Origin of the sequence: Proteus appendicitidis, from assembly GCF_030271835.1 — a bacterium.
Taxonomy (GTDB): Bacteria; Pseudomonadota; Gammaproteobacteria; order Enterobacterales; family Enterobacteriaceae; genus Proteus; species Proteus appendicitidis.
In genome coordinates, this window is sequence record NZ_CP127389.1 from 2,689,496 (window position 1) to 2,715,005 (window position 25,510).

The 25,510-nt window shown below is 37.0% G+C and carries 21 protein-coding genes and 1 tRNA gene; 7 read left to right on the forward strand and 15 right to left on the reverse strand.

What is annotated here, in order from left to right; translation table 11 throughout:
* Positions 1 to 46: 46 nt before the first annotated feature.
* The 7 genes from QQS39_RS12670 to prmB all read right to left on the reverse strand — a co-directional run bounded on the left by QQS39_RS12670 (position 47) and on the right by prmB (position 5,944).
* Positions 47 to 595: a GNAT family N-acetyltransferase gene (locus tag QQS39_RS12670; RefSeq protein ID WP_151435596.1), complete on the reverse strand. Its 549-nt coding sequence runs from the start codon at positions 593 to 595 to the stop codon at positions 47 to 49.
* Between the two features lie 108 nt (positions 596 to 703).
* A complete protein-coding gene (locus QQS39_RS12675) occupies positions 704 to 1,600 on the reverse strand; it encodes a hypothetical protein (protein ID WP_285804655.1) in 897 nt (298 codons plus the stop codon).
* A gap of 327 nt (positions 1,601 to 1,927) precedes the next feature.
* Positions 1,928 to 2,200: a YfcL family protein gene (locus QQS39_RS12680; RefSeq protein WP_151435598.1), complete on the reverse strand. Its 273-nt coding sequence runs from the start codon at positions 2,198 to 2,200 to the stop codon at positions 1,928 to 1,930.
* A gap of 153 nt (positions 2,201 to 2,353) precedes the next feature.
* On the reverse strand, positions 2,354 to 2,908 hold the full coding sequence (locus QQS39_RS12685) for an elongation factor P hydroxylase (protein WP_088495095.1): 555 nt from the start codon (positions 2,906 to 2,908) through the stop codon (positions 2,354 to 2,356).
* A gap of 17 nt (positions 2,909 to 2,925) precedes the next feature.
* Positions 2,926 to 3,726 carry a sulfite exporter TauE/SafE family protein gene (locus QQS39_RS12690; RefSeq protein ID WP_109370925.1) on the reverse strand — a complete coding sequence of 267 codons (801 nt, stop codon included), beginning with the start codon at positions 3,724 to 3,726 and terminating at the stop codon, positions 2,926 to 2,928.
* Positions 3,727 to 3,894: 168 nt separating this feature from the next.
* Entirely contained in the window at positions 3,895 to 4,980 is a 1,086-nt protein-coding gene (gene aroC / locus QQS39_RS12695; protein ID WP_151435599.1) for a chorismate synthase, read from the reverse strand.
* Between the two features lie 94 nt (positions 4,981 to 5,074).
* The gene (gene prmB / locus QQS39_RS12700; RefSeq protein WP_265576333.1) at positions 5,075 to 5,944 is read right to left on the reverse strand and encodes a 50S ribosomal protein L3 N(5)-glutamine methyltransferase; all 870 of its coding nucleotides are present in this window, start codon (positions 5,942 to 5,944) and stop codon (positions 5,075 to 5,077) included.
* A 635-nt stretch (positions 5,945 to 6,579) separates the two neighbouring features.
* On the opposite strand from prmB, the gene smrB reads away from it, so the two are divergent.
* Positions 6,580 to 7,122, forward strand: coding sequence for an endonuclease SmrB (gene smrB / locus QQS39_RS12705; protein WP_100158442.1), 543 nt, complete (start codon positions 6,580 to 6,582; stop codon positions 7,120 to 7,122).
* Between the two features lie 88 nt (positions 7,123 to 7,210).
* Here the strand turns inward: smrB and sixA are convergent, their stop codons facing one another.
* The 4 genes from sixA to QQS39_RS12725 form a co-directional block, all read right to left on the reverse strand.
* On the reverse strand, positions 7,211 to 7,684 hold the full coding sequence (sixA, locus tag QQS39_RS12710; RefSeq protein WP_285804656.1) for a phosphohistidine phosphatase SixA: 474 nt from the start codon (positions 7,682 to 7,684) through the stop codon (positions 7,211 to 7,213).
* A gap of 387 nt (positions 7,685 to 8,071) precedes the next feature.
* The gene (fadJ, locus tag QQS39_RS12715) at positions 8,072 to 10,228 is read right to left on the reverse strand and encodes a fatty acid oxidation complex subunit alpha FadJ (RefSeq protein ID WP_285804657.1); all 2,157 of its coding nucleotides are present in this window, start codon (positions 10,226 to 10,228) and stop codon (positions 8,072 to 8,074) included.
* Complete coding sequence (fadI, locus tag QQS39_RS12720) at positions 10,228 to 11,532, reverse strand: acetyl-CoA C-acyltransferase FadI (protein WP_285804658.1); 1,305 nt, start codon at positions 11,530 to 11,532, stop codon at positions 10,228 to 10,230. Before fadI ends, fadJ begins: the two co-directional genes overlap by 1 nt.
* A gap of 235 nt (positions 11,533 to 11,767) precedes the next feature.
* Positions 11,768 to 12,064, reverse strand: coding sequence for a YfcZ/YiiS family protein (locus tag QQS39_RS12725; RefSeq protein WP_006533378.1), 297 nt, complete (start codon positions 12,062 to 12,064; stop codon positions 11,768 to 11,770).
* 345 nt (positions 12,065 to 12,409) lie between these two features.
* On the opposite strand from QQS39_RS12725, the gene fadL reads away from it, so the two are divergent.
* On the forward strand, positions 12,410 to 13,765 hold the full coding sequence (gene fadL, locus QQS39_RS12730; RefSeq protein ID WP_151435605.1) for a long-chain fatty acid transporter FadL: 1,356 nt from the start codon (positions 12,410 to 12,412) through the stop codon (positions 13,763 to 13,765).
* Positions 13,766 to 13,894: 129 nt separating this feature from the next.
* Here fadL and QQS39_RS12735 read toward each other — a convergent pair whose 3' ends face one another.
* From QQS39_RS12735 to QQS39_RS12750, 4 genes are all read right to left on the reverse strand, one after another.
* Complete coding sequence (locus tag QQS39_RS12735; protein ID WP_285804659.1) at positions 13,895 to 14,905, reverse strand: hypothetical protein; 1,011 nt, start codon at positions 14,903 to 14,905, stop codon at positions 13,895 to 13,897.
* 631 nt (positions 14,906 to 15,536) lie between these two features.
* On the reverse strand, positions 15,537 to 16,274 hold the full coding sequence (mlaA, locus tag QQS39_RS12740) for a phospholipid-binding lipoprotein MlaA (RefSeq protein WP_285804660.1): 738 nt from the start codon (positions 16,272 to 16,274) through the stop codon (positions 15,537 to 15,539).
* Positions 16,275 to 16,572: 298 nt separating this feature from the next.
* Positions 16,573 to 16,647, reverse strand: a tRNA-Arg gene (locus QQS39_RS12745).
* Between the two features lie 194 nt (positions 16,648 to 16,841).
* Positions 16,842 to 17,618: an AraC family transcriptional regulator gene (locus QQS39_RS12750; RefSeq protein WP_151435609.1), complete on the reverse strand. Its 777-nt coding sequence runs from the start codon at positions 17,616 to 17,618 to the stop codon at positions 16,842 to 16,844.
* 104 nt (positions 17,619 to 17,722) lie between these two features.
* Here QQS39_RS12750 and QQS39_RS12755 point away from each other — a divergent pair, with 104 nt between their 5' ends.
* The 5 genes from QQS39_RS12755 to QQS39_RS12775 all read left to right on the forward strand — a co-directional run bounded on the left by QQS39_RS12755 (position 17,723) and on the right by QQS39_RS12775 (position 25,501).
* The gene (locus tag QQS39_RS12755; protein ID WP_151435610.1) at positions 17,723 to 18,526 is read left to right on the forward strand and encodes a sulfite exporter TauE/SafE family protein; all 804 of its coding nucleotides are present in this window, start codon (positions 17,723 to 17,725) and stop codon (positions 18,524 to 18,526) included.
* 881 nt (positions 18,527 to 19,407) lie between these two features.
* On the forward strand, positions 19,408 to 21,687 hold the full coding sequence (phsA, locus tag QQS39_RS12760; RefSeq protein WP_285804661.1) for a thiosulfate reductase PhsA: 2,280 nt from the start codon (positions 19,408 to 19,410) through the stop codon (positions 21,685 to 21,687).
* Positions 21,688 to 21,701: 14 nt separating this feature from the next.
* Positions 21,702 to 22,280 carry a 4Fe-4S dicluster domain-containing protein gene (locus tag QQS39_RS12765; protein WP_151435612.1) on the forward strand — a complete coding sequence of 193 codons (579 nt, stop codon included), beginning with the start codon at positions 21,702 to 21,704 and terminating at the stop codon, positions 22,278 to 22,280.
* Positions 22,277 to 23,056: a thiosulfate reductase cytochrome B subunit gene (gene phsC / locus QQS39_RS12770; RefSeq protein WP_285804662.1), complete on the forward strand. Its 780-nt coding sequence runs from the start codon at positions 22,277 to 22,279 to the stop codon at positions 23,054 to 23,056. The genes QQS39_RS12765 and phsC overlap by 4 nt, the downstream gene beginning before the upstream one ends.
* A gap of 276 nt (positions 23,057 to 23,332) precedes the next feature.
* Positions 23,333 to 25,501, forward strand: coding sequence for a TonB-dependent receptor (locus QQS39_RS12775; protein WP_285804663.1), 2,169 nt, complete (start codon positions 23,333 to 23,335; stop codon positions 25,499 to 25,501).
* The last annotated feature ends 9 nt before the right edge of the window (positions 25,502 to 25,510 follow it).

Sequence of the window (25,510 nt, forward strand, 5' to 3'; positions counted from 1 at the left end):
TATCTTATATACCATTAGCTAAAAAACGTTTCTTTGTATAAAAAAACTAAACCTCAAATTTCATTGCACAGCGCGTTTCTTTTACAAATCCCCCACTTTCAACTTCATCATCTAAGATTTCTTGCAAAGAATGAGGAATTTCGCTTTCTGGTAAAATAGAAAAGCCTAAGCGTTGATAGTACGGTGCATTCCAAGGAACATGGCGAAACGTCGTTAACGTAACGGCACTAAATTGATGTGCCTTTGCTTCGTCTTTTACTTTTTGAATAAGCAATTTACCAATACCTCTATTTTGCCAAGCTTCACTTACTGACAGTTCATGAATAAATAAACTTTCAGGTAATGGCGTCGTCATAATAAAACCGACGGGTTCATTTTCACTATTAACAGCCACCCAATGCCCTTTATGATTAATAAAAGCTAAATGTTTTTCAACGCTTTGTACGCCACTTTCACTTATCCAGCTTAAATCTTCTAAGGTGCTAAATAATTGCCCCGCTGATTGCTCGATAGCAGGTAATTTAATTGCATCATCAATTTGTGTGAGGCGAAGAGTAATATCGTTATTTTTTATTTTAGTTTGTGTTGTTGACATAGAGATCTCCAGTTATGTTCTTCTCTTTTTGTGACTTAAATACGTTAAAAAAGCCACCCGATTGGATGGCTTATAATTGAATTAAATAGCTTTTTACTCTTTGAATACCTACTCTTTAGGTAATATACCGTAAGATTGGAATTGACCACTCTCTTCCATAAAATGGTTGTAATACTTGTTGTCTTCTACCGTGTCTTTCACGGCTCTATTAGCATACGCGCTAGAGACAGCAAGTGTCGCCTTATAAAGTTTATCTTTTAATGTGTTATGGATCTTCGGATCTTCACTTGCTTGAATTTGATTTAATAATGAAACTAGCTCTTCAGCTTCAGCTTGAATATCAGGATCGGTAAATTCTGCTGTTGGTAACATATAGTCTAAATCAAGATTAACAGAGTCGTTATATTCATCTTCTTGAGTAAACGGCTCTAAATCTTTACTGTATTCCGCTGAAATATATTTAATAAATTCAGGTTTATCAAAGCATTTATTTTTTATGCTGCCGTCATTATTTTTATTGCGAGTGCGAATTTCATTAGGAAATGGCTCGCCTAAGGCATAAGTACACTGAAAAACATTACCATCAATTAATGTGGCATTAGTACTACGCACAGGAAGCTCAAATTCATAGCCATTAATAATAACGGGGTAATCGACAGGCTTAAATTGATCTGTTTTTCCCTTTACAGCATAAACTTCAGAAAGGGTGTAATACATAAAATTATCCGGATTTAATATGCCACCATTATTATTATCATAAACCATAAATCGAGCATCATTACCGGCACTATCTTTTAAATTATGCTCACCAGGTGATAGTGTTATGTAGCCATTTTTACCTGGCTCTACCTGATATTCTTTACCATCGACGCTAAAACTAATGACTTTTTCACTTGGATTACTGTAATAAAACTTATTTTTTTTATTATCTAAATCAAGTTGATCACAAGCAGATAAAAATAAAACAGCGCTAGTCAGTAGTCCTATTTTAAAGAAATTTTTCATCGTATCGTTATCCTTATCATAAATATTCTATGCAAATCATTTGCATCCCGAGAAACATTCCTAAAAAACATTTAAAAGTAATTTTACAGAAATGGCAAGGAGTTACAAAAGATAGCACTATTATGCTTAATCAATGAGAGATACATCGACTTTGAAAAATCAAATAAAAACAATTGATAAATAGTAAGGATCAATTTTTGTATAAAAACCAATCTAATTCAACAGTAAATATCTTAAATATAACTTAGAGGCAGTGATCTTAATAAAATTTTAAGAAAGAAAAAACAACCGATTTCTGCCGGTTGTTCTCTTAGTAGACATAACAAATTAATTAATTGAGTTAACTAAATCATGCCATGTAGATAAAACCAACACTTGATCTGGAGGTGAAAGCTCGCCTGCTTTTATCGCCTTTTGAATGCTCTCTTCTACACGCGTTCTTAACGCTTCTAACTGTGTGTTATTTTCTTGCTCAAGTTCAGCAATAGCCAGTGTAATATGGCCTTGTAAATACCCGCCTGCAAATAACTCATCGTCAGAGGCATGTTCAACACGGCTATCAATTTTATCTAATAAGTACGCTTCATACTCAGAAAGCATTATTTATCCTCAATATATAATGTTGCTACCTTCTATATTTACCCTGTATTAGCGCAGCATAAATACGTGAGTTCTAGCAACCTTACTACTTCAGACTCCACCCTATTGGGTAAAACCTTCACAGTGGATAGGCGATAGTTATTCTCGCAATCCTTAATTAACTAAAGGATTTTCCTGATAAGGAAACATCTCTTCCGTTAGCTCAGGGGTATTGTAAAACAAATGTAACGCATTAATAAATAGCTGTGCACGAGGTGGCGTGTTTTTGTCTCGTAAATAAGCTAGCACTTGTTCTCTAACTTTATTTCTAAATTCATAACGGTCAGGTTCAAAGTTACCTTCTAAATTGTCACAACTAACATTGAAAGGATAGCCAGCAGCTTGGCAGAATAACCAATCTAACGCTTGAGGTTTTATTTCTACAACTTCGAACTGTCCTTGAGTGGTTTCATCTCTTCCATCTGGACAATACCAGTAACCATAATCAACTTGTTGGCGACGAGCCTCTCCGGCGATACACCAATGCGATATTTCATGTAATGCACTGGCATAAAAACCATGAGCAAAAATGATTTGGTGATAAGGTGTCTCTTCATTTGCAGGCAAATAAATCGGCTCATCATCCCCTTTCACTAAACGGGTTTGGAAACTTTCGCTAAAACATTGATTAAAGATATCAATTAACTGTTGATAATGATGTGCTGACATTTAAAAACCATCTATTCCTAATTAAAAAGTGCAGAAAACCAAAGTGCAATAGTATCGCCATGATTGTCATGTATGAGTTTGATGCTCATCAAAAAGGAGATAATGACCAGCATGGGTCTTATTAATTTTTGTCCTTTTGTTAAGACTAAACCTGCACCTAAGCGAGCGCCAATAAACTGCCCACAAAGCATAACTAAACCAATAGTCCAAATAACCTGCCCACCAATAATAAAAAACAGTAAAGAGCCAAAATTAGAGGTGAAGTTAAGTAACTTAGCATGAGCTGTTGCTTTTGAAAGATTATATCCAAGTAACATGACATAACCTAAAGCGAAAAAAGAACCTGTTCCGGGTCCAAAAATACCATCATAAAAACCGACCCCACCCCCTAATACGGCACCAAAAGTATAGTAGCCAATACGTTGTTTACTGTCTTGAGCGCCTATTGATGGAGTAAGAAGAAAATAGAGACCGATAGCTATGGTAAGAATAGGTAGTGCTTGTTTAAGGATTTCTGGATTAATAAATTGCACCAGCATGGCACCAGAAACTGCACCAATAAACGTCATTAAAATTGCAAATCGCTGCGCTTTTAAATCAATAACTTTTCGACGTATAAAATAGAGCGTAGCCGAAAAAGAACCACCAACTGATTGCAGTTTATTCGTTGCAAGAGCTTGAACAGGCGGAACCCCTGCTGATAACAACGCTGGAATAGTGATTAAGCCACCACCACCAGCAATTGAATCAATAAAACCTGCAATTAAAGCAACAAAGAAGAGAAGAAGGTAGATGCCATCTGAAAAGAGCCAATCCATTTATCTATCCGAATTATTAGGAATGAAGGACGTGTTGCTGTGTTTATCTCATTTATTTAAAAAAGCGACAGCAACACGATCTGAGCATAATAAAATTAGGCGCTCACACCTTTAAAGCTAACATCAAACTTACAACAGTTTATCGACTACGTTATTGACGTAGAATGATTACCATTGCATTAACGGAGGTACAACATCACCACATTGACCACGTTGGCGCAATGCATGATCGAGCAACACAATTGCCATCATTGCCTCTGCAATCGGAATAGCGCGTATTCCCACACAAGGATCATGACGACCTTTAGTTATCATATCGACTTCTTCACCATCACGATTTATCGTTTTACCAGCAATAGTAATGCTAGATGTTGGTTTTAAAGCGATATGAGCAACAATTGGCTGACCACTGCTAATTCCACCCAAAATGCCACCTGCATGGTTGCTAGTGAAACCATTTTTAGTGATTTCATCTCTATTTTCAGTGCCTTTTAATGTCACAACACCGAAACCATCACCAATTTCAATTCCTTTAACAGCATTGATACTCATTAATGCGTGTGCTAAGTCTGCATCTAGCCTGTCAAAAACTGGCTCCCCAAATCCTGCTGGCACACCCTCTGCAACCACAGTCACTTTTGCACCAATCGAGTTACCTTCTTTTTTAAGCGCACGCATATATTCATCAAGTGCTTCTAAACGAGAAGGATCTGGACAGAAAAACGGGTTAGTTTCAACGATAGACCAATCAACAAGATCACAAGTAATGGGACCTAGTTGAGAAAGATAGCCTTTGACTTCAATACCCATTTTCTCTTTTAGGTATTTTTTGGCGATTGCACCGGCAGCAACACGCATTGCAGTTTCTCGTGCAGAAGAGCGTCCACCACCACGATAATCACGCAAACCATATTTTTGCTCGTAGGTGTAATCAGCATGACCAGGACGAAAAACATCCTTGATTTCACTGTAATCTTGAGAACGTTGATCTGTGTTTTCAATCAGTAAACCAATGCTTGTTCCTGTTGTAACACCATTAAATACACCTGATAAAATGCGAACTTGATCTGGTTCACGGCGTTGAGTGGTATAACGTGATGTTCCGGGTCTACGTCTATCTAAATCAACTTGCAAGTCGGCTTCTGTTAAAGGTAATCCAGGAGGTACACCATCAACAATGCAACCTAATGCAATACCATGAGACTCACCAAAAGTCGTGACTCTGAATAATTGTCCGATACTGTTTCCTGCCATCCCTTTATTCCTATCTTTTACTGTGTGATGTTATCAATATGTTATTTGCAATAAATGACAATTTACCGTCTCATTGCAGTTACATCAACGTTTATCATTGGATAAAACAGTGTGAGTGTTCAACAAGTTGTTCGCGGGTCAACATGAAAACACCAAGTCCACCATTTTCAAACTCAAGCCATGTAAATGGAACTTCTGGGAATTGCTCAATAAGATGAACCATACTATTACCCACTTCACAGACTAAAATACCTTTTTCACTCAGATATTCAGGGGCTTTTAGTAAAATTTGTCTCGTTATATCTAGTCCATCAATACCCGAAGCTAATGCTAATTCAGGTTCAACTTGGTATTCATCAGGTAAATCACCCATATCTTCGACATCAACATACGGAGGATTTGTCACAATAATATCGTAAGGCGTTGGAACAATGGCGTTAAATAAATCTGATTGCATTGGATAAACACGATGCACTAAACCATGATTTTCAATATTAAATTCAGCCACTTCCAGCGCATCTTCGGAGATATCAACCGCATCGACTTCAGCATCTTCAAACTCATGAGCACAAGCAATCGCAATACAGCCGCTTCCCGTACATAAGTCGAGAATACGTGTTGGCTCTTGCTGAATTAAACCATCAAAGTGGTTATTGATTAATTCACCAATAGGAGAGCGAGGAATAAGCACACGTTCATCAACATAAAATTCGTGACCACAGAACCAAGCGCGATGAGTTAAATAAGGAACTGGAATTTTTTGCTCAATGCGGCTTTCGATAAGTGTAATGATTTCCATCTTTTCAGAAGTTGTTAACTTGGTTGATAACAGTGCATCTGGAATATCTAAAGGAAGTGCGATGGTCGGTAATACAAGCTGTAATGCTTCATCCCATGCGTTATCTGTGCCATGACCATAATAAATATCAGATGAATTAAACTGACTCATAGCCCAACGTAACATATCTAGGATAGTGCTTAGATCAGCAACCGCTTCCTCTTTTAGTGTTATATCCAAAACTGTTGTCCTCTGAAGAAATAGAAAGTCTGTAGTTTGCCATGAAGATGGCGATAAATCAGCGGGAAACCATAAAAAAACATCACTACATTATTATTCTCTTTACCATAACCATACAATCACTATGGTTTTAAACTTCAATCAGCTAATTAAAAGCGAAATTTACGATCTGCTCACAAATAAAAATTGGTGTTTTATACTTTTAATTTAACTTTTATTAGCAAGTTAATGAAATTGAACCATACTTAAAGCATGACGGAATTAACTGTGTACTAAATGCGCCTATAGATTTTTTTTCATTCGATATGCAGTCATTTTAAGGCAACTGGCTACTTTTAAAGACGATTTTGATATCTTTTTTTATCGCAATCTGAAGATATAACAACGTGTTATGTTCCACAGATATCATGAGTAGAGCCATTTGTTAACCAGCCTATATTTGCTAACTATGTGACTATTTCGGCAGGGTAAATCCCCTGCCTTTTTTTATGCTAAATTTATGGTCTATATTTTTTATCTCCAACACTATTTCATGTACTATTGCCTAATAAAGACAGTAACACTATGAAGAATCGTAAAAAATGAATAAAAAATTTTCATTACCGCCTTCTGAAATTGAGTTATTTCAGGAGATGATAAAAGGCACTAAGAAATTACCTCAAGATAAAATACTTCATTCACCAAAACGTAAAAAAGTGACGCACTACGCTGTTGAACGTTTACAACAAGAGCAAGTTGATGCCTCTTATTATTTTTCAGATGAATTTCAGCCTAACTTAGCCACAGAAGGTCCAATGCGCTATTTAAGAGAAGGCGCTAATGCTTATGAATTAAAAAAGCTACGTCGTGGTGATTATGTACCTGAGTTTTTTCTAGATTTACATGGATTAACACAACTAATTGCAAAACAAGAGATTGGCGCATTAATTGCGGCATGTAGACGAGAACATGTTTATTGTGCCTGTATTATGCACGGTCATGGCAAACATATTTTAAAACAGCAAACACCACTTTGGTTAGCACAACACCCTGATGTCATTGCTTTTCATCAAGCCCCAAAAGAATGGGGAGGCGATGCTGCATTATTAGTGTTAGTGGAAAACGACGATATCGCACGTCGCTAAACCCAAAAAATTCTATTGCATTAACCCTTAAATCACCTATTAGGTGAAATAAGGTGTTAATTACTTACTTAGTTAATTGATTTAAATTTCATTTTAATATTGAGGGTGACACTTGCCATAGTAACTCCCCTGCGCCTTTTGATAAGTCAAAATCAACACAAGCAATGGTTGATGTTGAAAACATAGGAGCGCATACCGCAGGACAAAGTTCAGCGACAACATAGCCAACTAAAGGTAAGTGAGAAATAACCAGAATATTTTTATATCCTGTATCCCCCAAAGCACGTAAGTAATGTGCAATATGTGAAGGATTACCGCCTGGGATAAGCCCATCCTCTGTTTCTATTTTACTAGGTAGCGCTAAATCTGTTTTTACTGCATCCAAAGTCTGTTGAGCGCGTAAATAAGGGCTGACTAAAACATAATCGATTGTATGTCCCTGCTTTGTCATCCATTCAGCCATTTTTATTGATTCACTTTTTCCACGTTCAGTTAGTGGTCTTAGTGCATCGCTAGCAGCATCAAGAGCCGCTTCTCCGTGGCGCATAATAAAAATTTGCATAGTAAATTATTAAACCTATTTTATTTTTGTAATTACTGGTATTTACACTTGTAAGATACTTAATTTAATTCAGTTTAAATTAATATATTCCCATATCAAATCTTCAATACCTTAATTGCAATAGCATTATTAATCTTTTTAAGAAAATGCTGTTGGTTTACAAATTAACATCATTTTCAGAATTTTATTTTAAAAAGCTTGGTTTTTAAATTTATTTTCAAATAACTATTTTGCCATATCTGACCATAATTAACACTTTCGACCTCTTTTTCCATTAAAAATTCACCAATTATTAATCTGACGCAAAAAGTACAAGAAAAAAGGCGCATAAGCGCCTCAATCAAAACAAATGTCACAAAAGGAAAAAGCAATGGTAAAGCGATGATATTAATCGTAAAACCGTTCATTTCGTTTAGCCATTTCAACTAAACGCTCACAAGGGCGATATTTTTCTCCATATTTATCGGCAAGTTGGTTAAGTTTTTCTGCCACCTTTGTTGTTCCCATACTGTCCATATAACGGAATGGGCCACCAAAAAAAGGCGGAAAACCGATACCAAATACAGCACCAATATCACCATCTCGTGGTTGCTTTATAATATTTTCATCTAAACAACGAACGGCTTCATTTAACATTAATAATAAACAACGTTCCGTAATTTCAGAGGAAGATAGTTGGCTTTTAGGCTTAATTTGTAATAGTCGATATATAACCGGATCAGGTTGTTTTTTATTTTTACCGAATGAGAAAGGTAATGCATGTTTTGCATAAAGATAAAAACCTCGTCCATTCTTACGACCTTTTCTATCATCAGCAATAATGGCATCCACAGCAGGAGGAGAGGCAAATCTGTCACCAAATGCATTCACTAATATTGGCGTTATTTTTGTGCCAATATCAATACCCACTTCATCCAATAACTGAATAGGTCCTACAGGGAAGCCAAACTGAACAAGTGCTTTATCAATGTTCTCAATAGGCTCTCCTTGTACTAAACACGTCAATGCTTCACTGATATAAGGAGCAAGAATACGGTTAACATAGAATCCTGGTTTATCACCAACAACTATTGCAACTTTGCCCTGTTTTTTAGCAAAAGCTACCGTTGTAGCAATCGTTTTTTCATCCGTATTTTCATGTGGAATAACTTCAACCAAAGGCATTTTTTCTACGGGACTAAAATAGTGAAGCCCGATCACTTTTTCTGGGTATTTTGCTGTTTCTGCAATTTTATGAATGGGAAGTGAAGAGGTATTTGAAGCAAAAATAATTTTACCTTTTCCGACACCCTCAATATCTGCGACCATCTTCTGTTTTAAAGCAAGATCTTCAAAAACCGCTTCAACAATAATATTTGATTGATGAAAACCGCTGTAATCCAAAGAGCCAGAGAGTAGCCCCATTTGACGCTGACGTTCGCGTGCAGATAATCTTTTTTTACTTACTTTGGCTGAAAGCGCTTTCCAACTATAATTAAGTGCCTGAGCAATGCCTTTATCACTGATATCTTTAATTCTTACTGGTAAATTACCTTTTGTCGCCGTGACAAAGGCAATACCACCGCCCATTAATCCACCACCTAAAATACCAATATGGTGCAAATCATCTGGTTTTTCGGATGATCCTGTTTCATTTTTAAGTGCCGTAGAAGCAAAAAAGAGATGCCTTAATGCAGATGAAACTGGTGTCATAGCAAGTTCACCAAATGCATTTGCCTCTTCTTTAAACCCTGTTTGAATATCCTTTTCAAGACCACGTTCTATTACGTGTAGAATACGTTCAACTGCGGGGTAATGCCCTTTTGTCTTGGCTAATGTGCGTTTTTTCGCCTGCCCAAAAAGAATATTTCTACCTAGCGTTGTATTCGCCCAAAAACGATCCATCACTGAATGTTTTTTCTGTTCTTTTTTACCCGATAAAATCCATTTAGCAGCAACTTCTAATAGAATATCTTGTGAGACAACATCATTCACAAGACCTAATTTTAAGGCTCTTTTCGCATTAACTTGTCTCCCCGTTAAGATCATATCTAACGCAGAGGTCACACCAATAAGACGAGGTAAACGTTGAGTACCACCAGAGCCTGGCAGCAATCCAAGTTGCACTTCAGGAAGCCCTAAACGCGTTTTACTATTATCAGAACAAATTCGCCCATGACAGGCTAAGGCTAATTCAAGCCCGCCACCAAGGCATGCGCCATTAATAGCCGCCACAACGGGTAATGGGTAGTTTTCAAGTTGAGTAAAAAGATCTTGCCCTGCTTTTGCTAATGCACTCGCTTCTTCTTTAGTTTTACAACCCGCAATCATGGAGATATCCGCACCAGCAATAAAACTATCTGTTTTACCTGAGGTGATAATTAATCCTTTCACTCCAGAATGTTGCTGAGCTTGCTTTAAAACATCTTGAAATTGCTGCACAAATTCTGCTTTTAACGTGTTTACTTTTTCACCAACAATATCAATGGTGATAACACCCACTTTGTCATTACGAACTGAGAACTGAAAAACAGATGATTTTTCTAGTGTTGTTTGTTGTTCCATTATTCCACCTCCAAAATCATCGCTGCACCCAATCCACCCGCTGCACAAGCTGTAGTTAGCCCAAAACCACCACCTCGACGTTTAAGTTCTTGTAGTGTTTGTGTGACCATTCTTGCGCCAGTCGCAGCAAAGGGATGCCCATAAGCAATAGAACCACCTAGCACATTAAATTTATCCATATCCACTTCTCCAATCGCCTTGGATAACCCTAGTTGCTCTTTAGCAAACCGTTCACTAGCAAACAACGTCAAATTACTGAGTGTTTGTGCGGCAAAAGCTTCATGCATATCAATTAACGTGAGATCACTCAAAGAAAGACCTGCGCGAGAAAGCGCAAGTGGTGTGGCATATGATGGTCCCAATAGCATATCTTTCCAGACATCTGTCGCGGTAAAAGCATAACTGCGTAAATAACCTAAAGGTTGATAACCAAGACTTTTTGCAACTGATTCTTTCATCATTAATACTGCGGCTGCGCCGTCCGTTAATGGCGTACTGTTTGCGGCGGTAACACTGCCATGTTTACGATCAAAAGCTGGTTTTAGTTTGGCGTAAGAATCAAGAACAGAGTTTTTACGAATATTATTATCTTGATGGAAGCCTTCTTTGTAAGGTGGAAAAAAAGCCGTCATCACTTCATCATTTAGTTTTCCCATCTCCCATGCTTTGGTTGCTAATTGATGGGAACGATGTGCTAATTCATCTTGAGCGGCTCTAGAAATATGATAAGTCTTTGCCATTTGCTCTGCGGTGTCTCCCATGCGTAATCCTGTTGAATATTCAGCAACAGCCGGCGCTACAGGGAGCAAATCTCGAAACCGTAATTGACTTAAATAACTTAATCGTTGACCTAATGATTTTGCTTTATTCAGGCTTAATAAAACATCAGCTAATTTTTTACTAACACCGATAGGCAAAACTGAAGACGAATCTGCGCCACCCGCAATACCGACAGAGACATGTCCTGCCATCATACTTTCAGCAACATTAGCAATCGCCTGAAAGCTTGTTGCACATGCTCTTGTGACACTATAAGCATCAGTTTTTACACTTAATCCGGCACCGAGTACAATTTCTCTGGCGATATTAGGGGCTTCTGGCATTTGAACCACTTGTCCGAAAACAAGTTGGTCAATAATTTCGGGTGGAATTTCATTGCGAGTCACTAATTCTTGAACCACTGAACGCCCTAATTCAACCGCAGGTATTCCTCGATACGCAGTCGCTTGTTTGGCAAAAGGTAAGCGTAGTCCGCTGACAATGGCAATGCGATCTTTCATAGCACTGTTCGTTGATGACTTCATAACGGCTCCTGACAAAATGATTTTCCTAACACCAAAGAGGTCTGACCTGACAATAGTGTTAACAAAAATTTCACTTTTCAGAAACGTCATTTTACGAGAAGTGGGAGTTAGCGCTCAATATTTCGATGAAATGTCTGAAACTTAACAATAATGATAGAAAAGATAATGAAGTGATCGAGAGAGATAAAAAAGGCTGTTGAATTTCAACAGCCTTAAATCTATTAATTTCAGAGGATTAACGTAATCCCAACTGGAAAATTAGGTTTTCTGCTTCACAAGAGAATGTAAAATCAGCGGTGAGTTGAACACCACCATCAACATCAGCAAATTGTTGATTAATTTTGCAAGGCTCTGAAGCGATAGATTGTGCTTTTGCACTGAGCTGATCTAACATTGCTTGCGCTTGTACTTTATCAGCGAAGACATGCTGATATGACGCTGTGCAATTCTTATTGTCAATAATAGTACCCACATCTACACAACAGCAAGCAGCGGTTTCTTCTGCACTACAACGATTAATTGCGTCTGCCATTTTAGTCTCCCAACGAAAGAAATGTTAATTATCTATCATAATCGCAAAAAAATAAAATAAACTGCTTTAGCTCAAATTTTATTACAACTTTACAAAAATAATTGATTATTCTGTTTATTTAACAATCAAAAATATCTTTATTGGGATGTTTTGTGAAAAATATGTTAAGCAAATCCCAATTATTGAATCAAAACAGAAATATTTGTAAAACATACTTGCAACATTTAGGGTAATCAACTTTATACTTAATCAACTGGTCTGATTTGTCATAACGACAACCGCACCTAAAATCCAGCGCTTCTAATCAGAAGTTACTAACTTAAAAAAATTATGAGGGTTTAGGTCATGAACCGTAAAAACCTGTTTACTCGCACAGCACTAGCTGCCATTGTAGGAGCAATCTCCTCTCAAGCAGGCGCTGCCGGTTTTCAGTTAAATGAATATTCTACATCAGCACTAGGGCGTGCATTTTCAGGGGAAGGCGTTATCGCCGATGACGCAAGCGTAGGTAGCCGAAACCCAGCTGCACTGACTATGTTTGATCGCCCCGAATTTTCTGTCGGTGCTATTCTCATTAACCCAGGGGTTGATGTTAAAGGTAAATCACCTCTTACAGGTACTGATACCACTGCAAAAGATATCGCACCAAGTGCATTAGTACCTAATATCCACTTTGTCGCACCTATCAATGATAAATGGGCCATTGGCGCATCAGGTACAACAAACTTTGGTTTAGCGACAGATTTCCCCGACGATTATCCTGCAGGGCTTATCGGTGGGAAAACTGATTTGAAAACCATGAACCTAAACTTAAGTGCAGGTTACCGTGTAAATAACCAATTTAGCGTAGGTTTAGGGTTAAATGCTCTTTACGCTGATGCCGAAATTACTCGTCATGTGGGCGAAGCTGGTAAAGTCTTAGGTGGCGCATTATCTCAAAAACCGGGCATGGAACAATTAGGTGGTTATTTATCAAGCCTATCTCCTAGCGATCGCTTTGCTCAGTTAAAAGGTGATGCATGGGGCTTTGGCTGGAACGCAGGTCTATTATACGAATTTGATGAAGGTAACCGTATTAGCTTCACTTATCGCTCTAAAGTAAAAGTGAAATTTAAAGATGGTGAGTATCAAAGCGATTTACGCCCTATTCCGCAACTCGAAGGAATGGGAATTGTCGGCACTAACGGCGAAACCATTAAAGGTAAACTTGATCTTAACCTACCTGAAATTTGGGAATTTGCAGCTTACCACCGCGTCGCACCAAAATGGGCTGTTCACTATAACTTCGCTTACACCAGTTGGAGTGCGTTCGAAGAGTTAAAAGCAACACGTAAGAGCGACGGTCAACAGCTGTTTAATAAAGAAGAAGGTTTCCGTGATGCATGGCGTGTGGCTTTAGGAACAACTTATTATCACGATGATAACTGGACATTCCGTACCGGTATTGCCTTTGATGATAGCCCAGTTCCCGCTGATAAACGTTCTATTTCCATTCCAGACCAAGATCGCTTCTGGTTAAGTGCAGGTACAACTTACGCATTTAATAAAGATATGTCTGTTGATGTGGGCTTAGCCTATATGCACGGTAAAAAAGTCACAATCAAAGAGAAATTATCTGAAGATTTACCATTACCTGCTTATGAATTTGAATCATCAGGTAAAGCATGGTTATACGGTATGAACTTTAACTACCGTTTTTAATCTATACGCTTAATAATATTGATACAAAAATGCTCTTTTATTTAAGAGCATTTAAACTAATAAAAAACGCTCTGTTAAAAACAGAGCGTTTTTTATTAGTTCGATTATAGTTAAAATAATTCTCGATACTTAAAAAAGAATAAACCAACGTTCATTATGATCGCCAACGAAAAATAGTTCTTCATTTCTAGAAATATTCTTTTTTTGATTAGCAATATGTACCGTTGAATTATATCCAGCATTACTGGTTATATAAATTACCGCATTATCAACAGGTGCGGTTTCTGGAATATAAATATTAGGAGACCAATGTCCATCATATAATTCAATATGGATATGTTTATTTTTTTCTAACGCCTTGTTGAGTTTAGATGATGTTATATCTCTTGAATTGTGAAAATCTAATTTTGCAAAGTCATTATTTTTAATTATCTCTCTTTTCATTTTCATTGAAAGATAGCCGGGATCTGCTACATCCTCTATTTTATAAAGATAATCAATTCCCCAATCTTCTGCATGTTCTTTCCCTGAAAATGGTTGTTTAAATTCTATGGACTGATCCATAGTTCTATTCCACAGATTACCTGCAAACCATGTACAATTCGTCACAGGGGTATATACACCTTTTTCGCCATTGCCTGGGCGCATATTAAAGTTTTTTGCTATCTCCGTGCTTTCTTCATTTAATTGAGGAATAACAACATGTTCTAAGCGATTAAATTGCTCTTGAGAGATTTTTAAACAAAGTTGATAAGCAAAACCTCGAGTTGGACGATCATTACTTCTATTTTTAGTATATCCAACACCTTCATGATAGCCATATCGATGGCAATTTGAATCAGTCACATCTTTACTTTCAAAAACAATGACCCAAGCGTGTCCTAAGCTTCCTCCGCCACAAATTTGATTTAATGCAGTTACCACGGCTTTAGCTCTAGCATTTTTATCATCGGGATAATCAGATGCTGCTTTATCGGCAATCTCACAAATAGCATCTAAATCTGTCGGCTCAGGTTTTCTATTCGATCGCAGACAAATTTGTGGATATCCTACTGTCGGATCTCCCTGTGGCATAATATATGATTCATTCTTCAAACCTGACAGTGACTTATTTAAAAAGAAACTATTAATACTACTCATAATTAAATACTCCATTTCATTTGGTTAAAAATTAATTAATACCAGTGATTTTACTTATTAAAATAATAACAACTAAAGTAATCAATTTATTTAACGGAAGAGTAAAGTGTTGAGGATATTAAATTACTTCAATATTTTTTTGAAGAAAACATCATGTAATAATTATCAAGATAAATCACTTACAAATAGTTAATCTATATAATTATTATAAAAATAACTTATATCATGCTAAAAATTAAAATCAAGCATGACACTATAATTTAAATATAAAACCTTTTTAAAAAAGGCTTTAATTAACAAGCAATATTATTAATAAGATTTATCATCCGAACAATATCAATGGATAAGAATGAGTTAATAAAAATAATAATTATTTTTGAGACAATTTATTAATAATATTATCTTTATTAAAGATAATACTTATTGTAATAATCAACAAAACTCTGTTGAAAAAATAGGATAAAAATATGTTTTTTCACTCGGTATTATTCAATTTGAAATCAGTAAATTAGTTTTTCATATCTATGAAAAATAATGTAATGACTGTAACCAAACACAATTTGTTCGGTTACAGTCTAAATGGTCTGTTTTCAGACCATTTTTCATTTATACATAAAACGAGTAGCAACGATTAGTCAATGGAATCTAAATCATCTTCAATTGCTTTTGCGTTAGGGTTCTCTTTTACCGTGCCAGCTTTGAAGTCATTACTCTGGAAGTAAGCTTCACGCATCATTAAGTAAGGATCAGAAGAATTTTGTAAAATCGCATCTGAATCTAGCAATTGCGCTCGTGTTTCAATGCCTTCTAATGCCCACTTACCTGCTGACATCCAAAATGTTAAATAGCTCAGCATAGGATAGGTTAAGTCAGCCCAATCACCACCTTCTTCACGAACAGTAAAGCTACCATAGCCTGGTACAACAACATAAGGACCGTAATCCATACCATAATGCCCTAATGTGCTACCAAATCGCATTGGGACTTCTTTTTCCATCGTCTCTTTAGACATGCCAGCAACATCTATTAAGCCGCCCATACCAAAAACGGTATTGATCCAGAAACGACCAAAATGTTTTGCACCCTTTTCAAAATCACCACGTAATATGCTGTTTACCATACTTGCAGGCTCTTCTAAATTACCCAAAAAGTTAGATAAGCCATTTCTTGCTGGTGGCGGCACATAATCACGCCAAACAACGGCAACTGGGCGTAAGATATAGGGGTCTAAAACATAGTAGTTAAAATCAAACATCTGGCGGTTAAACCCTTCTAATGGGTCAGAGCGCCCCTCCCCATTATTAGAGGTACTTGCACATCCTGAAAGTAAGGCGACTGAAAGAGCAACACCGCACAGGCGATACTTCATAACGTTCTCCGCTAATTATCTTATGATGAGCAGCATCATAGTTCGCATATTCATAAACTCTACACATAATACTGTCAATGCGTAACAAGTGGTACTTTTATTAGGCGTTGATCTTATAAGATAATTCAGTTTTTAGGCTTATCCCATTGAGCTAATTTACAATATTAGCCCAATATTTACCCAATAAAGATAACGGTTATCAACGAATCAATACGAACGGTAACGGAAAAGAACTTGCTGTAAATATTGAGTTTTGTGGGATTTTGAGAACTGAGGCGAACTAATGCGGACTTGTAACTGGCGTTCCCTACAGGAATCGAACCTGTAACTAGCCCTTAGGAGGGGCTTGTTATATCCATTTAACTAAGGGAACATACATGAAAAAATTAAGTATAACTTATGGACGGGCTACATTTTACCTCCCTCACTCTCTATTAATCAAGTTTTAACGCACTGATATTGGAAGGAATTTTTTTGTTTCTTTTTTGAACATATCATTTGGCTTAAAAACCATCTGATAAATATCAGTATCAGTGATTATGTTTCTCCTTATACATGCTTTCTCTATTAAAACTCTTTCAGTTGTTTTAAAAACAATTTCGGTGAATATCCCATCTCTTTATTAAACATCGCGCTAAAGGCACTCGGATTTTCATAACCCAGTTCTAAAGCAACTTCAGTAACTGAATCACCTTTCTTTAAAGCCGTTAACGCATACATTAAACACGCTTTTTGACGCCAATCTCGAAAAGAAAGACCTGTTTCTTTATGAAAAAGACGGGTAAAAGTACGTAAGCTCTTATTCAATTTTTCAGCCCACATTTCTGGTGTTGTGCGAATATTTGGTTGTGACATAAATTCAGTACACAATTCATCTAATAAAGCATGTTGCGGTAATGGCGTAAAATAAGGCAATGGCTTAGCATGAGCTAATTCATGACAAAGCAAAGTCAGTAATGCGCTATCTCGTCCACCTAAATCATAAAGTAAAGGAAGCTCATTGGCCGAAAGTAATAGCTGATGAAGCAAAGGAGAAACTTGTAAAACCTCACAATATTCTGAATAGCGAGGAATTTTATTAGGTTCAATATAGAGACTATAAGTACTACTCCCCAACATTAGTACTTGATGTACTTTTTCTGCGGGGATCCACACGCCACTATAAGGTAATACTATCCATTGTCCATCTTCTGTTTTCACTTTCATTACCCCATTAGGAGCATATAAAAATTGAGCGCGTCGATGATGGTGAGCTTCAAGTAATGTGTCATAAGGATAATCAGAGCCTAATGCCAAAATATCACGAGGAAGATTATCCACACTGTTGATATCGATATTACGCATAATATTTAAATTGTCCTAAATTCGTATAAACTTGTCATTATCGCGTGGGTAAGCCATCACTTTATTCTATATTGTTAATCTCCTGACTCAACAGGAGATTTAAAATGACACTCTGGCTGATTTCTTTTGGTTTAATTTCAGGCATCACAACATGGTTATTTGGCTTTGGTGGTGGCTTTGTCACTGTTCCCTTACTCTATACACTTATTCTTACACTTTGGGGAATAGACAGTTTACCTGCTGAACATGCAATGCAAATCGCGGTTGCTACCTCTGCATTAATTATGTTGTTTTCTGCGACAGTCACAACTATTAAACACCATAAAGCAAAAAGGCTTGATTGGAATATCATGTCCATTCTATTTATTGGTATCGCTTTTGGTGGGATTTTAGGTGCGCTTCTCGCCTTAATGGTTGAAGGTGTGTGGATCAAGTGGATCTTTATTGGTTATCTTTTTGTCACTATTTTAGATTGCTATTTTCGCCCCGGTTTTATGGCTCCTACTCACAACGCAAAAAAAGTAACCAAAGTAAAAGAAAGCATTAATGGAACAGTGATTGGTATTATTGCTGCTTTCCTAGGGGTTGGTGGAAGTGTGATGACAGTCCCTTTATTGCGCCGTAGAGGAACACCAATGGCACAGTCAGCAGCAATGGCGAACGCACTAACCTTACCTTTAGCGCTCACTGCAACATTCACTTATATCACTCTTTCTTTTACGTCACCTTTAAATAGTGAATCTGGGTTTATTGGTTATATTTGGCTAAAAGCTGCACTTATTCTGATTTGTAGCACTTGGGTTGGTTTGAAGATCTCTGAACGCTTTTTATCTCGTATTCCCGACAAATGGCATGCAAGAGTTTATCCTCTGTTACTGAGTCTTGTTTTAGTTGTCATGCTATTTTAAATCGTATCTTTTATGTAGAAGATACCAAGACAATAAACAACGAAAAAACAATAATGGCTACACATAAAATATGTGGCAAATGGTGGTTTTGAGTGTTCAAAAAACTGCCATTTTTTTAACATTTCCCCCATATTTTTCCTACGTATCTTCATTTAGCCTTAATGCTATTAAGACACATAAAACAAAAAATATCTCTTTTTGACAATCACGATACAGTTCCATAACTATTAATATCATTAATTAATATTAAAACATAATGAATAATAATTTATAAATTGTCTCGTATTTAGTATCAGTCTGTTTACGTTTAATTGAGCATTTTTCGTACCATTAATCACCGATTTATTTTTCTTTTTTATTTGTATTTATTATCAAAATAATAAGTTAGCTATTTTTATAAGAAGATAATTCAAGAAAAAACTGGATTTAAATAGCATCAAAAATATTATTTATTCTGATTTTTAAATAACAAATTAATTACAATAAAATCAACCTTCGATATATAAATAATTATATATCGGTTGGATTTTTTGTCAAATTTTAATTATTATTAATCATATATTTTAAATACACTTTAATAAAATGGATTAATGAGATAAGTTAGTGAATTTAAAAGAACAAACAGTAACTTCGGCATCCCTTAAAATCCCCTACTCCTTCTCCAAACTTTTATAATAGTATTTAATAGAAGAAAATAATTATCATTTAATTTTGTCTATTTTAGTTAATTTATTTAGTGACATTTATTAACTTCTTATTCTCTATTATTTATTATTTACAACTAACTCATCACTTATGGATTAATAAAATGGAGACACCTTCAAATATTTATTTAATCGTCCGTATATAATATTTAGCTATAAGAAGAAACTGGAGGTTATATGAGTATTAGTCGTCGTTCTTTTATTAAGGGGATGGGGATAGGATGTGTAGGTTGTACCGTGAGTAGTTTACCACCGGGTGCGCTTGCATTTAATCCTGTAGATTCTCTTAAGGGTCAGTCCAAATTAACACCTAGTCTGTGTGAAATGTGTTCTTATCGTTGCCCGATAGAAGCTCAGGTTGTTAACAACAAGACTGTTTTTATCCAAGGAAATAGAAATGCAGAGCACCAGAGTAGCCGAGTTTGTGCAAGAGGGGGAAGTGGCGTTAGCCTAGTTAATGATCCAAACCGGATTGTCAAACCTATGAAACACAAAGGTCCTAGAGGGGCTGGTGAATGGGAAGTGATAAGCTGGGAACAAGCTTATCAAGAAATTGCAGAAAAAATGAACGCCATAAAACAAAATTATGGTGCAGAAAGTATCTCTTTTTCATCTAAATCAGGTTCACTCTCTTCTCACCTTTTCCATTTAGCTACTGCCTTTGGTTCACCGAACACGTTTACACATGCATCGACTTGCCCTGCGGGTAAAGCCATTGCAGCATCAGTGATGATGGGCGGTGATCTTGCAATGGATTTAGCAAATTCTAAATATATTCTCTCTTTCGGTCATAACCTTTATGAAGGTATTGAAGTCGCTGAAACACACGAACTAATGACCGCTCAAGAGCGCGGTGCAAAACTAGTCAGTTTTGACCCTCGTTTATCTGTCGTTTCAAGTAAAGCTGATGAGTGGTTTGCAATCCGCCCAGGTGGAGATTTACCTGTTCTAATGGCAATGTGCCATATTTTAATTAAAGAAGATCTCTACAATAAAGATTTCGTTGAGAAATTTACGGTTGGCTTCCCACAATTAAAAGACGTTCTACAAGATACAACACCTGAATGGGCCGAAGCTCATTCTGATGTTCCCGCTAAAGATATTGTTCGTATCGCACGCGAAATAGCAGCAAAAGCACCTCATGCACTGATTATGCCTGGTCACCGCGCAACCTTTAATAAAGAAGAGATCAATATGCGCAGAATGATCTTCACCTTCAATGCCTTACTTGGCAACATTGAACGTGAAGGCGGTATGTATCAGAAAAAAGCAGCGTCAAAATACAATAAATTAGCGGGCATTAATGTTGCTCCTGAATTAGCGAAACCAAGCGTTAAAGGTATGCCTGAAATTACGGCAAAACGCATTGATGCAACAGCACCTCAATTTAAATACATCAATAAAGGTGGTGGTGTTGTTCAATCGATTATTGATTCAACTTTAGAGGGTGTACCGTATCAAACAAAAGCATGGATTATGTCCCGTCACAATCCATTCCAAACAGTCAGTTGTCGCCCAGAGTTAGAAAAAGCAGCACAGAAATTAGATTTAATTGTTAGCTGCGATGTTTATTTAAGTGAAAGTGCTGCTTATGCAGATTATCTGTTACCTGAAACCACTTATTTAGAGCGTGATGAAGAGATTTCTGATGTTTCAGGTTTAAACCCAGCTTATGCATTACGCCAGCAAGTTGTCGAACCTATTGGTGATACTAAACCAAGTTGGTTAATTTGGATGGAATTAGGTAAAGCATTAGGATTAGAAGCCTATTTCCCTTGGGAAAACATGGGAGTAAGACAGCTATATCAAGTTAATGGTAGCGAAGAACTTTATAAAGAGATGCATAAAAAAGGTTATATCTCTTATGGTGTTCCACTATTATTACGTGAGCCTTCTTATGTAAAAGCCTTTGTTGAGCAATATCCAGATGCAATTAAGCATGTTGATAGCAACAATACAATGGAAAAAGCCCTCTCCTTTAAATCACCAAGTGGCTTAATTGAAATCTACTCTGAAGAATTAGAAAGCCGTTTAGAAAACTATGGTATTCCGCGCTTCCACAACTTCCCATTAAAAGAAAAAGACGAGCTTTATTTTATCCAAGGTAAAGTCGCCGTTCATACTAATGGTGCAACACAATACGTACCATTATTAGCTGAATTAATGTGGAAAAACCCTGTTTGGCTTCACCCTGAAACAGCGAAAAACCATGGAATTAAACATGGTGATGAAATCATTCTGGAAAACAGTATAGGCAAAGAAAAAGCACATGCTTTGATCACTGAAGGCATTCGCCCTGACACGGTATTTGTTTATATGGGATCAGGTGCAAAAGCAGGTGCGAGAACAGCCGCAACTACAACAGGCGTTCACTGTGGCAACTTATTGCCTCATGAAATTAGCCCTGTATCAGGTACTGATGTGCATACATCAGGTGTCAGAATTAGTCGGGCTTAAGGAAAAAAATAACGATGAACAATAATGATAAACAATTTGTCATGTTACATGATGAAAAACGTTGTATTGGCTGCCAAGCTTGCACTGTTGCGTGTAAAGTCATCAATGACATTCCAGAAGGATTTAGCCGACTTCAAGTCCAAATTCAAGGTCCTCATGACGACGAAGCGGGTTATCCACATTACCAATTTTTCCGAGTTTCTTGCCAGCATTGTGAAGATGCACCTTGTGTTTCTGTTTGCCCTACAGGTGCCTCTTTTATCGATGAAAATGGTATCGTTCAGGTGAAAAAAGAGCTATGTATCGGCTGTGATTACTGTGTTGGTGCTTGCCCTTACCATGTTCGATATATCAATCCAATGACACATATCGCAGATAAATGTAACTTCTGTTCTGATACTCGATTAGCTGAAGGTGAATTACCTGCATGTGTATCGGTATGCCCAACAGATGCACTTGCTTTTGGCCGCATCGACTCACCTGAAATTCAGGCTTGGATCAAACAAAAATCCGTTTATCAATACCAATTAGATAATGTCGGAAAGCCAAGTTTATTCCGTCGTAAAGAAATCCATCAGGGAGATAAAGCATGACTAGTATCTGGGGAGCAGAACTCCATTATACGCCAGATTATTGGCCTGTATGGTTAATGGCAGCCGGTTTATTAATCGTTGCTATGATAGCTGTATTAGTTATTCATGGCTTACTACGCTATGCCCTTGCACCAAAACACTCTGGTCATTATGAAGAAGAACGAGTTTATTTATATTCTAAAGCAATTCGTTTTTGGCACTGGGGTAATGCTTTACTGTTTATCCTATTACTATTGAGCGGATTTTTAGGGCATTTCTCTATCGGAAATGTCGCTTCAATGGTGCTATTACATAAGATCTGTGGCTTTGTACTTATCGCGTTCTGGATTGGTTTTATTCTTATCAATTTAACAACCAGTAACGGCGTACATTACAAAGTAAGATTTAGTGGATTAATTGGTCGTTGTATCAAACAAGCTCGCTTTTATCTTTACGGCATAATGAAAGGCGAACCCCATCCTTTCGCCGCAACTGAAACTGATAAATTTAATCCGCTTCAGCAACTCGCTTACTTAGGTGTGATGTTTGGTTTAGTGCCGCTGTTACTGGTTACCGGATTATTATGTTTATACCCTGAAGTACTTGGTGAAGGCTATTGGATGCTAAAAGCACACTTAGTTTTAGGGATCGTGGCACTAATGTTTATTTGTGCGCACTTCTATTTATGTACACTGGGCGATACGTTTACTCAAACATTCCGCAGCATGATCGATGGTCATCACCGCCACCAGAAACATGATGATCATGGTTCCATAGCAGAAAAAACAGAACATTAATTTTTCAATATCCCTTCTGTTATGTTTCATTTCCTAAAATGCCCGTTTAAATGGGCATTTTTTTGATCTTAATTCAGAAACAATTTCATAATCTTATTATTAGCAAATATATCATTTTATTTACATGTTATTAGGTGTATAGTCGGCGCCCATCCTCGTTATATATAAATTTATACAATGATATACATTGCATTACATTTGCGATGAGCATCGTTGTATAAATTTTTTAATATCGATGGATTTAAATAACTAAAAAATACATTTTGGGAGTCTATCGTGAAGAAATTTATCATTTCGACAATAGCTTGTGCTATAGCACAAACATTAGCTGTATCAGCAAGTGTAGCCGCTGAAAATGCTGAAAAAATCGTCGTTACTGCACAACCAGTGAATAATAGTGAAGCCGGTGCTGGATTTGTTACTCGAGAAGTTGATATGGGACCATTAGGTGAAAAAAAATGGCTAGATACTCCTTACACAACAAATACTTTCACTCAATCTATGATTGAAAATCAACAAGTTACCAGTGTCTCAGATATCTTAAAATATAATGCCTCTTCCCAAATGCAAGCGCGTGGAGGAATGGATGTTGGGCGTCCTCAAAACCGTGGAATGCAAGGCAATGTTGTTGCTAACTCTCGCTTAGATGGTGTTAATATTATTTCAACTACAGCCTTTCCAATCGAAATGCTTGAGCGTGTAGATATTATAAATGGTCTAACAGGCTCACTTTATGGACCAGCAAGCCCTAGTGGACAATTCAATTTCACCCAAAAACGTCCAACCTTAAAACGTTTAACCTCGCTTAATGCAACTTATGTCAATGATAACCAATTTAAAGGTCATCTTGATTTAGGTGGTTTTATTGATGACAACAACACTTTTGGTTATCGCATTAATCTAGTGCATGATGAAGGTAAAGGTTATGTCGCAGGAAGCAAAACACGTCGCCAGCTAATCAGCACTGCTTTTGATTGGAATATCTCTTCTGATACCGTGTTAGAAGTGAATTTTAGTGATTATTGGTTTAAAAAAATGGGCTTCCCTGGTGCGTTTTCGTATTCTAAAGATGTCACCAAATTACCTGATGCGCCAGATCCAACTAAAGCAGGCTATGGTCAAGCTTTTGCGGGTGTTGATCTTCACACCAGAACAGTCAGTAGCCGACTAAAACATGATTTTAACGAAGATTGGCAAATAAGTGCAGCAATTGGTTATCAAACAGCTGATCGTGGATTCCGTTCTGTTTCTAACCAATTAAGTAATGATGGAAAACAATTCCAACAAGCATTATCCGTACCTTCTACTTATGGTCGTTTTACTGTTCTAAGTAACTCTATAAATGTAAATGGTCGTATCATGACAGGTGCTATCTCTCATGATTTAGTGATGGCAACCAGTGGTTATCGTTGGGATATTTATGGTGCTAACGGAAAAGATAAAATTTGTGGCACTAAATCTTTTCCAGAATGTAAATCACAACCATGGTTAGATATCAATCACCCTCACCGTTATGACGATCCTTCTAATGAAGGCTTTTATACAGGTGCGGCTCGTACCAAAAATAGTCGCTCTCAAGTTCAATCCGTTACTTTAGGTGATACTGTTACCTTTAATCCTCAATGGTCAGTGATGGGATCACTAAGCCAAAACTGGATCAAAGAAACGTCTTATCGTTCTGGTGGTGGAAATCACACTGAAAATGGTTTAAGCCCTGCTGTCGCATTAATGTTTAAACCAATTCCTGAAGTGATGACTTATATTTCTTATGCCGATTCATTAGAAGAAGGTGATGTTGCGCCTGATAACGCTAAAAACAAAAATGAAGTGCTAAAACCTTACCGTAGTGAGCAGTGGGAAATGGGGATAAAATCGCAAATTGGTGACCTTAATTTAAATGCGGCTATTTTCCAATTAGAACGCCCTTTTGCTTACGCTGGGGATGATAAAATATTTAAAGAACAAGGCAAACAACGTAACCGTGGGTTAGAGCTTATTGCTAACGGAAAAGTCACTGATGAACTTTTCGTTTTTAGTAGCATGACTTGGTTAGATCCAACATTAACTAATACAGGTAATGCGAAAACTCAAAATAAAGACGTTGTGGGTGTACCAAAATACCAAGCTAATTTATTAGCTGAATACCATTACCCTACTTTGCCAAATGTTATCTATAGCGCCAATATTCACTACACAGGTAAACGTGCAGCAAATACCACTAATACTATGTGGGCAAAAGCGTACACCACCCTCGATCTAGGTGCTCGTTATCAAACACAATATTGGGATAAGAAAACAACCTTCCGCCTCAATTTAGATAACGTTACTAATGAGCATTATTGGGCATCTATCTTCTCAGGTAACCAAAATGGGGCTGAAGGTGGGGCTAATGCCTTCTTAGGTACACCTCGTCAAATATCTGCATCTGTTAGTATTGAACTCTAAGAGGATCAC